At 33.6% G+C, this 13394-nt stretch carries 9 protein-coding genes; 3 read left to right on the top strand and 6 right to left on the bottom strand.

Features of this window, described 5'->3' with window-relative positions; genetic code table 11:
- Window positions 1–127: 127 nt before the first annotated feature.
- Together WBQ70_RS09065 and WBQ70_RS09060 are read left to right on the top strand one after the other, a co-directional pair.
- Window positions 128–2038, top strand: a complete 1911-nt coding sequence (locus WBQ70_RS09065) for a DEAD/DEAH box helicase (protein ID WP_423913162.1) — start codon at window positions 128–130, stop codon at window positions 2036–2038.
- Between the two features lie 89 nt (window positions 2039–2127).
- Complete coding sequence (locus WBQ70_RS09060; RefSeq protein WP_423913159.1) at window positions 2128–2898, top strand: carboxypeptidase-like regulatory domain-containing protein; 771 nt, start codon at window positions 2128–2130, stop codon at window positions 2896–2898.
- Window positions 2899–3191: 293 nt separating this feature from the next.
- Here the strand turns inward: WBQ70_RS09060 and WBQ70_RS09055 are convergent, their stop codons facing one another.
- The 6 genes from WBQ70_RS09055 to WBQ70_RS09030 all read right to left on the bottom strand — a co-directional run bounded on the left by WBQ70_RS09055 (window position 3192) and on the right by WBQ70_RS09030 (window position 11636).
- The gene (locus WBQ70_RS09055; RefSeq protein WP_423913157.1) at window positions 3192–5429 is read right to left on the bottom strand and encodes a hypothetical protein; all 2238 of its coding nucleotides are present in this window, start codon (window positions 5427–5429) and stop codon (window positions 3192–3194) included.
- Complete coding sequence (locus tag WBQ70_RS09050) at window positions 5389–6441, bottom strand: hypothetical protein (RefSeq protein ID WP_423913155.1); 1053 nt, start codon at window positions 6439–6441, stop codon at window positions 5389–5391. The genes WBQ70_RS09055 and WBQ70_RS09050 overlap by 41 nt, the downstream gene beginning before the upstream one ends.
- A 112-nt stretch (window positions 6442–6553) precedes the next feature.
- Window positions 6554–8017, bottom strand: a complete 1464-nt coding sequence (locus WBQ70_RS09045) for an aminoacyl-histidine dipeptidase (protein WP_423913154.1) — start codon at window positions 8015–8017, stop codon at window positions 6554–6556.
- A 693-nt stretch (window positions 8018–8710) separates the two neighbouring features.
- Window positions 8711–9961, bottom strand: a complete 1251-nt coding sequence (locus tag WBQ70_RS09040; RefSeq protein ID WP_423913152.1) for an NAD(P)/FAD-dependent oxidoreductase — start codon at window positions 9959–9961, stop codon at window positions 8711–8713.
- A gap of 6 nt (window positions 9962–9967) precedes the next feature.
- On the bottom strand, window positions 9968–10276 hold the full coding sequence (locus WBQ70_RS09035) for a 2Fe-2S iron-sulfur cluster-binding protein (protein WP_423913149.1): 309 nt from the start codon (window positions 10274–10276) through the stop codon (window positions 9968–9970).
- Between the two features lie 208 nt (window positions 10277–10484).
- Window positions 10485–11636: a cytochrome P450 gene (locus WBQ70_RS09030; RefSeq protein ID WP_423913146.1), complete on the bottom strand. Its 1152-nt coding sequence runs from the start codon at window positions 11634–11636 to the stop codon at window positions 10485–10487.
- A gap of 460 nt (window positions 11637–12096) precedes the next feature.
- Here WBQ70_RS09030 and WBQ70_RS09025 point away from each other — a divergent pair, with 460 nt between their 5' ends.
- The gene (locus tag WBQ70_RS09025; protein WP_423913144.1) at window positions 12097–12933 is read left to right on the top strand and encodes an AraC family transcriptional regulator; all 837 of its coding nucleotides are present in this window, start codon (window positions 12097–12099) and stop codon (window positions 12931–12933) included.
- Window positions 12934–13394 lie beyond the last annotated feature (461 nt).

Here is a 13394-nt window from a genome sequence, read left to right as displayed (position 1 = left end):
AACTTAAAACAAGAACACTAGAGTATAACTTTCTGATAATCAAATAATAATAAATCATTAAAACTTGCACCTCCATTAGTTTATTTGAATAATTAACAGTACTTTTGCACCCTATTTAAAATTACATATGAATAAATTTGAACAATTAGGATTGAGTGAATCGTTACTGAAGGCGATTTTAGATCTAGGATTTGAAAATCCGTCAGAAGTACAGGAGAAAGCGATTCCCCTATTATTGGAAAAAGACATCGATATGGTGGCGTTGGCTCAAACAGGGACAGGGAAAACGGCAGCTTTTGGTTTTCCAGTTATTCAGAAAATTGATGCTAACAACAGAAATACACAAGCATTAATTTTATCTCCAACACGCGAATTGTGTTTGCAGATTACCAACGAACTAAAAAACTACGCTAAATACGAAAAAGGTATTAATGTTGTAGCAGTTTACGGTGGAGCTAGCATAACAGAACAAGCGAGAGACATTAAAAGAGGTGCGCAAATTATTGTGGCAACTCCAGGAAGAATGCAAGATATGATCAATAGAGGTTTGGTAAACATTACTCAAATTAACTATTGTATTCTTGATGAAGCTGATGAAATGTTGAACATGGGGTTCTACGAAGATATCGTAAACATCCTTTCAACAACACCAGACGAGAAAAACACTTGGTTATTCTCGGCTACAATGCCTGCTGAAGTAGCAAGAATTGGAAAACAATTCATGACAGACCCAGTTGAAATCACAGTTGGAACTAAAAATTCTGGTTCAGCAACTGTTTCTCACGAATTTTACCTTGTAAATGCTCGTGACCGTTACGAAGCTTTGAAACGTATTGCGGATTCTAATCCAGATATTTTCTCAGTAGTTTTTTGTCGTACCAAAAGAGATACACAAGCTGTTGCTGAAAAATTAGTTGAAGATGGATACAGTGCTGCTGCATTGCACGGAGATTTATCTCAAGCGCAACGTGATGGTGTAATGAAATCTTTTAGAGGTCGCCAAATCCAAATGCTAGTTGCTACTGATGTTGCAGCTCGTGGAATTGACGTTGATAACATTACGCACGTAGTAAATTACCAACTTCCTGACGAAATCGAAACGTACAATCACCGTTCTGGACGTACAGGTCGTGCAGGTAGACTAGGAACTTCTATCGTAATTGTTACTAAAAGTGAATTACGTAAGATTTCTTCTATCGAAAGAATTATCAAACAAAAATTCGAAGAAAAAACAATTGCTTCTGGAATTGAAATTTGTGAAATCCAATTATTACACTTAGCTAACAAAATTAAGGATACTGAAGTTGATCACGAAATTGACAACTACTTACCAGCTATTAACAATGTTCTTGAGGAATTAACGAAAGAAGAATTGATTAAGAAAATGGTATCGGTTGAATTTAACCGCTTTATTGCTTATTACAAAAAAAATAGAGATATTTCTAATCAATCGAATTCTGAAAGAAGAGATCGTGACGATAGAGATGGTGCTCCAAGAGAAAACAATAATGGTGGTGCAACACGTTATTTTGTGAACATTGGTTCAAGAGATAACTTTGACTGGATGTCATTAAAAGATTACTTGAAAGAAACATTAGACTTAGGTCGTGATGATGTTTTCAAAGTAGATGTAAAAGAAGGTTTCTCTTTCTTTAACACGGATCCAGAACACACAGATAAAGTAATGGAAGTATTGAACAACGTACAATTAGAAGGTCGTCGTATCAATGTTGAAATCTCTAAAAATGATGGTGGCGGAAGACGTGACCATAACGGAAGAAACTCAGGTGGTGGTTTTGGTGGAAGAAGTTCTGCTCCAAGACGTGAAGGTAACTTCGCTCCAAGAAGAGAAGGTTCTGGTGGTGGTTTTAGAAGTGACAGAAATTCAGCTCCAAGAGAAGGTGGATTTGGCGGAAGAAGTGCTGCTCCAAGAGAAGGTGGTTTTGGAAGAAGAGCTGAAGGTTCATCTGATAGAGCTCCTAGACGTTCAGAAAACTCTGGTGATGCACCAAGACCAAGAAGACCAAGAAGAGACTAATACTCTTCTGTTAATTTTCTTGTAATTATATACGAAAACTACAAAATATTTAAAGTTGATTTATTACTTTTAAAGTCTTAAAACAATTTATGAAATATTTTGTAGTTTTCTTTTTTTTAACGCTATCCTTGTCGCTCTTTGCACAAGAAAATGAACCTTCTCAAAAAGTTACTGGTTATATCTATAACGACAATACTAAACTTCCATTGATAGATGCTAATGTCATCAATATAAATAAGGTACGAGGAGCTCAAACTAATGCCAATGGTTATTTTGAAATTGATGTTCAACCAAGTGACACCTTGCATATTTCTCTTTTAGGCTTTCAATCCCTTAGAGTTAAGGTTACTAATGACTGGTTGAAGAATAAAGTAGCCAAAATATTTTTGACTGAAAGAGCTATTGCTCTTGAAGAAATTATCATCAGACCCTTTAACCTTACGGGATATTTAGAAGTCGACTCAAAAACAATTCCTACCAAAGAAAATTACCGTTACAGTATCTCAGGACTTACCGAAGGATATGAAACAGGACAATATGCTCCCAATGCATTCAATAAAATCTTAGGTTCTATTTTTAACCCTGCTGATATGCTTTATAATGTTTTTGGAAAAAAAGGCAATGAATTGCGAAAACTGAAAGACATGAAGAAAGATGACACCGTTAGAAATCTTTTGGAATCTAAATTTGATAGAGAAACTATCGCAGTACTACTTGGTGTTGATAAAAAAGAAATTGCTGAAATTTTGCAACGCTGCAACTATTCTGAATCTTTTATTCAAACAGCTAATGATCTTCAAATTATGGATGCTATTAGTGGTTGTTACGAAGAATATAAAATTCTTAAAAAGGTAAAATAGCAAATTTCATCCTAATTATTTTAGAAAAAAAATGTACATTCAATCAATACATTACATATCTTCGCTTTGAACCATACGTTCTAAAACTAAATACAAAAACCATGGCAAAAAGTCAAGACGCTAAAAAAACAGCTAAGAAAGAACCTCTTAAAACTGCAAAAGAGAAGAAAGAAGAGAAAAGAGAAAAAAAGAATAGTCCTAAAAGAGACTAAAAATTTGGATTTAGTATTCAAAAAATAGTGTTCAGTTATAGTAGTAACTGAACACTATTTTTGTTTCATCTAATCTGTAAATTATCTTCTAGCCTTAAAATATATCTCTAAATTTTCACAATTAGATAGATCCTTATAATACTGAGGATAAGCTGTTTTTAACTGTACGAATTGATTTGGATAATTAGATTTAGCATAATCAATCATTCGCAAGCAAAGAGCTTTAAATTGATCTGTTTTTGCATTCTCAAAAGCTTTACGGTAATAATGCTGTGCTAATTGAGCTTGGTAATATTCTGCTTCGTCTATATAGGAATCATCTAAATTATCTCCATAAGACCTTGTACTACTATATCTTCTCATCATCCAAGAATTCCCATCTTGAGTCATATTAAAATAACAATTGGCGACCAAGAAATAGTAATAGTCTCGATCTATTGTTTTTGGATTACTAGCCAAATTGGTATACTGAATCAAATGTTGTGTGACCGAAAGTTTGGTTACTAAAAAACGTTCTTTATGAGGAATAAAACTTTTAGTGTAATCAAAATCGTAAAATGGATTTTCATAAAAACCATAATCTTCTCCATATTTATCTCGCTCCCAAGCATTGTAGTTCTCTTGCCAATATTTTGTTCCAATGGATTTATACACACTATAGGCTTGTGTTAATTTATTTTCTCTAAAATATTTGGTACCTAATAAATCCGTTAGATAATTTTTATCTTTTAACAAATACTTATAAATCGATTTTTCAAAATCAGATTCTATAGGTTGGTTTAACTTGTTGATTAATTGTTGCATTTGTTCCGTAGAATATACAAAATCCAAATAATCAAAGTAATTATAAAAAACAGCAAGATTTCCTGATGTTTTGAGTCGATTGGCTTGCCATTCTACATTGTTTTCATCGTAATAATAGCTATTAGAATGATCTGCCATTGATATCAAAGCCATTCCTTCTGAAAGATTACCTCTAAATTCTAATTCCCTTCCTAAAGCAAATAAAAATCGACTATCAGTACTGTTTTTCAAAACAATTGATTGTACTTCTTTTGAAATACTGGCTTTATTTGAAACCAAGCATAATGCTTTTATTTGTTCAATTTGTTCTTTTACTTTTTCAGTTGGAAAATTATTTTCAAACAAGGCTATTTTATGCAAACAATCGTCATAACGTTTAGAAAGAAATAACAACTGAATTTCAGAAGCATCCCATAACATTGGATTTTCAACAGTAGAAAAATCAATTGTATCTAAAAAAGCTAACATTTCAGCAGCATACCCCCTATCCTTCTCGGATCGATCTCTCAGTGTATTTGTTGTCACACGATCTGTTTGATTATACCAAGGTTCAATTGAAGGTGAATAATTAACATAATACGGCGTATAGACCCAATCTTCAATTTTATTGATTTCTCTAAGTAATAAAAAACTTAATGTTCTTGATTTTGGATTGTTAGCATAGATTTCTTTAAGATACGCAAGGCTTTGATCTAATTTTTGAATCGAAGCATAACTGTAAACATTAGCAATTTCTTCTTCTGTTTGTGTCTGAAGTAAGGCGCTATCTAAATTAAATCCTTCATGGAAATAGTAATAACAAGCATTTCTTTTCTCAGGGGAATGATTCATAACTGTAGCAATATTCACCCCCGAATTGGAATTATTAAAACTATCAAAATACAAACTCCAATAGTATAAATAATCTTTCTTTCCGTTTTTAAATTCTTGATTAAAAAGCATTTCAATTACTTCCTTATCTTTGGCATAATACGCCGTTCTTATTGCTAAAAAAGCATATTTACGTTTCAAGTATTCATTTTTCTCTGTATGGAAAGCCTTTATAATCTTCTCCAAAAAACCAGCACGATTAACCTTAATTTCAGCTTCTTCTCTTTCCCAAGGATCATTAATATCCAATGCATTGATTACTTCCCCTTTTTTAGCGAGTGTCATGTATTGCAAAACAGCCGTTTTTTTGTTTTTATACAAATAGCCAATGAACTCATTCTTAGAATCAGGATGGATGTCGGTTAATTTTAATTCGTTTAGGAACACATTTACAGATTCAATCGACACTTCTTTATTGGTAAATTCATACCAATCCTGTACATTAGATTCGTATTGATTAGCACCATGAAAATCAAATCCAAAAAGATTGGCATTATAATTAAAAGCAGCAAAATCTTGATACTTAAAATAGCTTGGTAAGAATAAGGAGAATCGAATATCCTCTCCATATGGAGAATACCCACAGCCCATAGCTGTCCAAATACTACTTAGTAAAAGCGTTGTAGAAACCAGTATATTCTTCATGGCTAAATTGTTTAAAAGTTCCTTCGTTAAGATCAAAAAGACTAATGGTGGTGGTTTTGTCCAAGACTACCTTTTCTTTAATAACAGTGATGGCTTCCTGTAAAGCTTGTATTGAAACCGTTTCACATTTAATTTGGTCACCTGTTTTAAGATAGGTTTGGTAATTGATCGCAGTATCTTTTTGAACTTGATACCACAATGGCTTTATCTCTTTGGCAAAAGTCTTTACTTCCTTTTCTGTCAAAGGAACTAATTTCTCAAATTGGTTGTTTTGGTATAATTGTGACCAATAAAAAACGGGTAATGCAATATCTAAGTGTATTGAATACGTTCTTTTTTCGTTCAAATACTTTTTCAATTCTGAAATATCTAAAATTGAATTTTGTCCTTTATTGGTTAAGGGTTGAACCAAATTATAACACATCAACATGGCTTTATCTACTGGAGGAACTCCCATAATATCAGGATATTTGTACGGATATAATCGCAACGTACAACTCAATTGTTTCCCAGACAAACTTTTGATTTTTTTCAACAAATAAAAATACTTGTCTCTAGTTGTTTTAGTCCAATCACAATCGATTTGAATTTCATCATAATTAAAAATAATTTTAGAATCTCCGTATTCCTGTTTATGATATTTATCTATCAAAAAAACAATATTATCAGCTAGTTTATCCAATGATTTTTCGTCGTTATATTGAAAAATACCGTTTTTAATAAAAATAGTAGGGACAATTTGAACCGAATCTAACTTTTCTAATTCGTACGTACTGAGTCTGTTTTTCTCGTAAGGATAATTTCCTTGGACTTCATTATAATCTACCTCAAAGAGTTTTACATATAATTTTTTGACACCTAGTTTATTCAAACCTTTCGCTCCTTCTTCTTGTAAAGAACTATTGCCTTTCCAATAATAGAAAGCCTTTTCGATTTTTAGTTCCTTATTTTCTTGGTTATTACAAGAAAACAAAAAAAGAGAAACCAATCCTAAAAGCAGTATTTTTTTCATATTATCTTTTGTATTAAAAATTCAAATTCAACCAAATTTACACTTTTTATTCCTACAAAAAAACTCGCTTATTTCTAAGCGAGTTTTAATGATAGATTCTTACTATAATTTTTTATTTCAAAGGGATATTACCTAAAACTTCTACTAAAAATTTCCAAAATTTCTGAGAAGAGGAAATACTCGCTCTCTCGTCTGGACTATGTGCTCCAAGAATCGTTGGTCCAAAAGAAATCATATCCATATCTGGGTAATTGATTCCTAAAATCCCACATTCTAATCCAGCGTGACAAGCAGCTACTTTTGGTTTTTCATTGTTTTGTTTTTCATAAATTGGCAACAATACTTTTAAGATTTCTGAATCTGGATTAGGATTCCAACCAGGATACGAACCTCCAAATTCCACCTCACATCCCATTAACTCAAATGAAGATTGAATGGCTGTAGCCAAATCATTCTTAGCGGATTCAACCGAAGAACGTGTCAAACATTTTACTTCTAATTTTCCTTCACCAACTACTACAATAGCGATATTGTTTGACGTCTCTACCAACTTATCAAAATCAGCACTCATACTATACACACCATTATGAGCAGCATACATCGAACGTACAAAATAATATTGCGCCATAGGCGGCATAACCGATTTAGGGGTTTTCTTTAATTTTTCAAAAACTACCTCTAAGGTTGGTTCTGTTGTTTTGAATTCGTATTTGATTTCATTTACAACTTGTTGCATATCAAACACAAAAGCTTCATCATAAACAGCTGCAATGATGACTTTGGCAACACTTTCTCTCGGAATCGCATTACGCAAACTTCCTCCTTTGATTTCAGAAATTTGCAATCCAAAGTTATCAAAAGCATCAAACAAGATGCGATTCATAATTTTATTAGCATTTCCTAAACCACGGTGAATATCCATTCCTGAATGCCCTCCTTTTAATCCTTTGACTGTAATAGTATAACCGACTGAGCCTTCAGGTGTTTCTTCCTCATCATACTCCGCAACAGCGGTTACATCGAGTCCACCAGCACAACCTATGCCAATCTCATCATCTTCTTCGGTATCTAAATTCAACAGGATTTCTCCTTTCAAAACACCTGCTTTTAAATTGAATGCACCTGTCATTCCAGTTTCTTCATCAATCGTAAACAAAGCTTCCAAAGCGGGATGTGCAATATCCGAACTTTCAAGAATAGCCATAATAGCGGCCACTCCTAACCCATTGTCTGCTCCAAGGGTCGTTCCTTTGGCACGAACCCAATCCCCATCAACATACATATCAATTCCTTGGGTATCAAAATCAAAAACGGTATCGTTATTTTTTTGATGAACCATATCAATATGCCCTTGTAAAACCACTGTTTTTCGGTTTTCCATTCCTGCAGTAGCAGGTTTGCGAATAATCACATTGCGGATTTCATCTTCAAAAGTTTCCAATCCTAGTTTTGTTCCAAAATCTTTCATAAAAGCAATTACTCGGTCTTCTTTCTTTGAAGGGCGAGGTACTGCATTCAAATCGGCAAATTTATTCCACAAAACTTGTGGCTCTAAGTTTCTTATTTCTTGACTCATGTATCGGGTTTGAAAGTTTTAAATTTTAAGTACTCAAAGTTACAAAGTTTAATCTAACTCATAGTATTGTTTTTGTAAAAGTCAAAATCATTTGAAAAAATCACCCTGATCGTTTACAGTTTAAAAGTTTCAAAAAAGGAATCTTTCCTGTTTACATAGAATTTATGAAAAGTAATTTTTAAATTTGGGAGTATCATACCATTTACTATTTTAAAAAGTTATATCTAAAACTGGAAATTCTTAAGCTCCAAAAAAGCAGACCAAAATACTTTAAATCACAATAAATGTAACTACAATCGACAACAATAGTTCTATTTTTTACTTTATTTTTTACTCCATATAAATAGACTCAAAAGAAAGAAAATCAATAAACTACATTAATAAAAACTGCTATTTAAATTGTTACTGCACCGAATCAGACAAAGAAGGGAATACACTTTAAATGTCTTTTGACTTAAAGCAAGATGTAGTGTGAAGAGAAATCAGTAGTTTATCTCTTTCTTTAATTTGAAAAGGATACGTTGTTAATAGCCCTGATGGAAACGGCATCCTCTTGTGCTGCGATAGCGTGCACAAGAGATATAGTGGACAGCAGGACGATACGTAATTGTATGTAAAATTGTTTTTGCTCCTAAAAAATAAAACCCACTTCATTTTTACACAAAGTGGGTTACTGTTTTATTTGTTCCAAAGTTAAGCCAGAATGGTATCCAATTTTAACGGAATGGAAGTGTCTTTTAATTTTTCTTTGTTGATGATTTTGCCTTCTTTGATGCTTTTAGTACCTATTACATACGCCTTGGCATTGTTGACAGCATCCACAGATAAAAGAGTGTCATCCTGAAAATACCAAACTGAAAAGCTATTAGGAGTTTCCTCTTGACGCAATACGATTTGGTTATAGCCTTGTGACAAGCCCACCATTTGCAATTTGATATCGTATTGATCCGACCAAAACCACGGAATACTATCGTAAACAGGTTGCTTACCACAAATAGCTGCTGCAGCAACTTTAGACTGATCCACAGCGTTTTGCACGGATTCTAAACGAATATTACGGTTGTAATGTGGATTGAAATGATACGTACAATCACCTATCGCGTAAATATTAGCATCACTGGTTCTAGCAGTTTCATCTACTAGGATTCCGTTTTCAATTGTAAGATTGGCTTTTTCAGCTAGTTCTTTATTAACAAAAATCCCCACTCCTATTATCAACAGATCTGCGGTATAGCTGGAGCCGTCTCCACAAATAACTTGGTTGGTGTCGCCTTGATTTTCTATGGCAGTTACATTTTTTCTAGTGAGTACTTCTACCCCATGGTTATGGTGTAAATCATGGAAAAAAGTAGACATTTCAGGAGCAGTCACACGAGCTAGGATCCGGCTTTCACGTTCTAAAACTACTACTTCAGCGCCTAACTTTTTAAGAGAAGCCGCCGTTTCGAGTCCGATATAGCCACCACCGATAACTACTACTCTTTTTTGTGCGCTCGTTTGCATGAAATTGCGAATATCAGACACGTTTTGTGCCGTACGCAGCGGGAATACATTTTTAGCTTTATCTAAACCCGGAATAGGCGGAATAATAGGACGCGCACCAGTAGCAATGACTAATTTAGTGTAGGCTTGTACGGTTCCATCGCTCAAAACAATCGTTTTGTTTTCAGGTTGAATCTCCGCCACAGTAACGCCTAAGTTTAGGCTAATATTTTCCTTTGCGTAACTTTCTTCCGACTTCAATTGGTTTTTATCGATACCATCCTCGCTTGTCAAATAAGCTTTGGACAAAGGCGGTTTGTGGTATGGCATCACGGGATCAGCATCAAAAAGAATGATTTGTCCTTCCCAACCTTCGCGACGCAAAGCGGTAGCACAGTTCACACCTCCATGGCTTGCTCCTATGATAACACAAATTTCAGTATTTTTTTCGTTTGCTGACATACCTTATTATTTAGCTACCTGCAATACGAGGCCATCTAGGGCTTCGCTGATTTCTAACTGGCAACACAAACGACTGAATTCATTAGCGTTATCTGCTAATTCTAACATATCAGTTTCGATTTCGCTTGCTTCACCGGTTTTTGAAACATGTTCTGGTAAAACATGTACATGACAAGTAGCGCAGGAACACACACCACCACAATCACCATCAATTCCTCTTACTCCGTTGTCAACAGCCAAACTCATTACATTTCCCGATGTACCTTCTAAGGTTATACTCTCGTTATCGCTTGTTATAAAGGTTATTTTTGCCATATTTTGTATCTTTTAAAATTATATTTTATTATTTTAAACTAACTTAAGTTTGTGTCTTTTTAAAACACATAGAACATAGATTTTTCAATTTTAAGTTAAGACGCTTTGCTTTTTATAGAAAATCATAGCAATGATGATAATAAAAACAAAATCTATACACACATCTGCAATTAACAATCGTTAGTGTTAAATCTACAATCGGTTTACCTTAGTTAAACTTTACTTGTAAGCTGTGGAATCCTACTTTACGCTTGAATTCCCCTAACTCTTCTATATTTTCTTCAGCATTAAGGATTTCCATGCTTTGTACTTTTTCAGCCAAAACCTCGACCAAAACTTTCATAATCGTACGAGCATGTGTAGCTCCTAAACAATTGTGTGTTCCAAAACCAAAACTCAAATGGGGATTCATTTTACGATCCAACACCACTTCATTTGGGTTTTCGAATACATTAGCATCTCTATTGGCTGATGCCCAACATAAACCAGCTCTTGTATCTGCTTTGATAGCATGTTCACAAACAGCGGTATCTGTTGTAACCACACGTCCCATTTGTGTCAAGGGTGCGAAATAACGAATCAATTCCTCAATCGCTCTATTTCTAATTTCAGGCTCAACACGCAATCTATCTAAAGATTTTGGATGTTCAGCAAAATAAGCAATCGAGTTTGAAACGGCATTAATAACCGTATCACGACCACCTGCAAAAGTCAAGATCATTACCCCTTTGACTTCTTCTTTGGTTAATTTTTTACCATCAACCTCTGAATTTAAAAGCACTGAATACAAGTCTTCACCTGGATTTGCGATTGCTTTATCAATTTGTGCATCGATATAATTGTATAAAATAGCGGCTTTGTCTCCATCTAAGGCTTCTCCTTCACTACGGAAAACATGCGTTCCCCAAGAAATCCATAAATCAGCTTCTTCATAAGGGATGTTCAATAGTAATGTTAATGCTCTAGATTGTAACTTTAAAGAGAATTCACTAATAACATCAACAGAATCTTCAGCCAATACTTCGTCAACCAAAGCACTGATTTGAGCCGTTAGTTTTGCTTGATATGTTTCGTCTAATGGTCTTTTGAACCAAGGATCAAGAATATCTCTAAAATCTTTATGCTGTGGTGGATCAACTTCAAAAGGAATTTGGCGTGTTGTACGGATGTTCACTTCAGATGGAATTACAATTCGCCCTGGCACAGCACCCGATTGATAGGTTTTCCAGTCATGCGCTCCTTTGCGTACGTCTTTATGACGCAAAAGGATGGTTACTGGATCGTTTTGATCATCCATTTCACCAAAACCTTGGGTCGTTCTTGCTTCTTCAAACGGGTCGTTAAATTCGCTTTTCTTCATATCAAAAAAGATTTAATTGCTATACTATGCAAAGATTGTTATAATAAAAAAGAATCAACTATTGTTTTTTATCACATATATAAACTATTCTGTAGATTTAATTCTTATTTTTGCTTTTTAATGATGATATAGAGACTAATCTTAAGAAGTTAGAGGTTAGAAGTGGGATCTGGGTACAGAAAACATTTGTGCACTGAGATGACTTTGTGGTTAAAAATATAGGAACACAGATTAGAAAAATTAAAAAAATCTTATATGAACTTAGTATTCACTTTAGCTTAAAATAGAAAACTTATATGACTTATATGTTAAAATAATATCCATTCCGAGTAGAAAATTTAGAAACAAAGATGCAAAGTCTCTAAGAAAATGATAGCATTAGTAATCTTGATGCTTAAACTAAAATTCTTATCCTTAGAAACTTAGATCCTCATAACCTCATAACTTAGAACCTCAAAAAATGAAACCCATTCTTGAAGCGATTCATTTAGGTGAACAAAAAACGATCACTGTTTTTAATTATAATGAAGAAAACTTTGAAGCGCCATGGCATTTTCATCCGCAGCATGAATTGACATTTATAGAATCTAGTTTTGGAACTAAATTTATTGGTGATTATGTTGGGCCTTATGAACCAGGGGAATTGGTTTTAGTTCGCTCGAATCTTCCCCATTGTTGGAAAAATCATGAACAAGAAAATATTCCTTCTCAATCCTTAGTCATTCAGTGGAATAAAGGTGTATTTGCAAAGGTACCTGAATTGAATGGCCTATTCGAAATGCTAACCACATCTTCAAAAGGGATTGTTTTTGATACTGAACAAATAAAACCATTACTACCTTCAATCAAAAAATTATTGAATTTGACAAGCGATGAGCTTTATATTCAATTTTTGCATCTGCTGGTTCAACTATCTAAATGCGAATATAAAACATTATCAGAATCGAGTTTTGTAGATGATATTCCATACGAACATAACAACCGCATAACCAAGGTTCATGATTTTATCGAAAAGTATTTTAATCGTAAAATCTATTTGAAAGAAGTCGCGGATTTGGTTAATATGTCGGAACAATCTTTTTCCCGTTTTTTTAATAAAATGATGGGGCGTTCTTTTTTTACTTTCCTAAATGAATACCGCATCAATATGGCCAGCCGTATGTTGTTGTATTCTGATAAATCGGTTTCTCAAATTGGGTATGACTGTGGTTTTGAATCACCTCCTTTTTTCTTTAAAAAGTTTAACGAAATCTATCAAATCTCCCCTACTAAATATAGAAAGCAGCATTTGAAATAATTAGGAGCGCAACGATTGGATTTCTAATTACGATTGTTCCCGCTTTACACTACAATCTTGTGGGGCATAACGCCCGCCCCACAAGGATTTTCGTTTCAATCGGGGCTAATAATCACTTTTAATTCACTTAATTTCGATAGTAAAATTCATATTTATTTTTAAATTATTTAATCCATTTAATTTTTAATAAATTAAGAAAATTACAGTAATTAAACAACAAGTTTTTTTAAAAAAGAGACGTTTTTTTTTGGTATACGTTGTTATTGTGTTAATATTGTCAAGCCAAACACCAATTAATTAGGAATACAAACATCAAAACCTTTATTTTGATGTCTATAATTAGCAAACTATGAAATCATATTCAATTTTAGAAATAAACGATGTCCTTAAAGGAGTTATTTTAGGAGATACAGTACAAAACATTACTGCTCCCGAACAATTAGAAGTAGCCACTAACACGG

This window comes from Flavobacterium sp., assembly GCF_049590715.1.
In the GTDB taxonomy this organism is placed as follows: Bacteria; Bacteroidota; Bacteroidia; order Flavobacteriales; family Flavobacteriaceae; genus Flavobacterium.
This window is presented reverse-complemented; position numbering and strand designations above follow the sequence as displayed.

Bases quoted from the DNA above. Each gene is read 5' to 3' on its own strand.
- WBQ70_RS09050 (WP_423913155.1), bottom strand. From the start codon at position 6,441: ATGAAAAAAATACTGCTTTTAGGATTGGTTTCTCTTTTTTTGTTTTCT.
- WBQ70_RS09035 (WP_423913149.1), bottom strand. From the start codon at position 10,276: ATGGCAAAAATAACCTTTATAACAAGCGATAACGAGAGTATAACCTTA.
- WBQ70_RS09025 (WP_423913144.1), top strand. From the start codon at position 12,097: ATGAAACCCATTCTTGAAGCGATTCATTTAGGTGAACAAAAAACGATC.
- WBQ70_RS09055 (WP_423913157.1), bottom strand. From the start codon at position 5,429: ATGAAGAATATACTGGTTTCTACAACGCTTTTACTAAGTAGTATTTGG.
- WBQ70_RS09045 (WP_423913154.1), bottom strand. From the start codon at position 8,017: ATGAGTCAAGAAATAAGAAACTTAGAGCCACAAGTTTTGTGGAATAAA.
- WBQ70_RS09065 (WP_423913162.1), top strand. From the start codon at position 128: ATGAATAAATTTGAACAATTAGGATTGAGTGAATCGTTACTGAAGGCG.
- WBQ70_RS09060 (WP_423913159.1), top strand. From the start codon at position 2,128: ATGAAATATTTTGTAGTTTTCTTTTTTTTAACGCTATCCTTGTCGCTC.
- WBQ70_RS09030 (WP_423913146.1), bottom strand. From the start codon at position 11,636: ATGAAGAAAAGCGAATTTAACGACCCGTTTGAAGAAGCAAGAACGACC.
- WBQ70_RS09040 (WP_423913152.1), bottom strand. From the start codon at position 9,961: ATGTCAGCAAACGAAAAAAATACTGAAATTTGTGTTATCATAGGAGCA.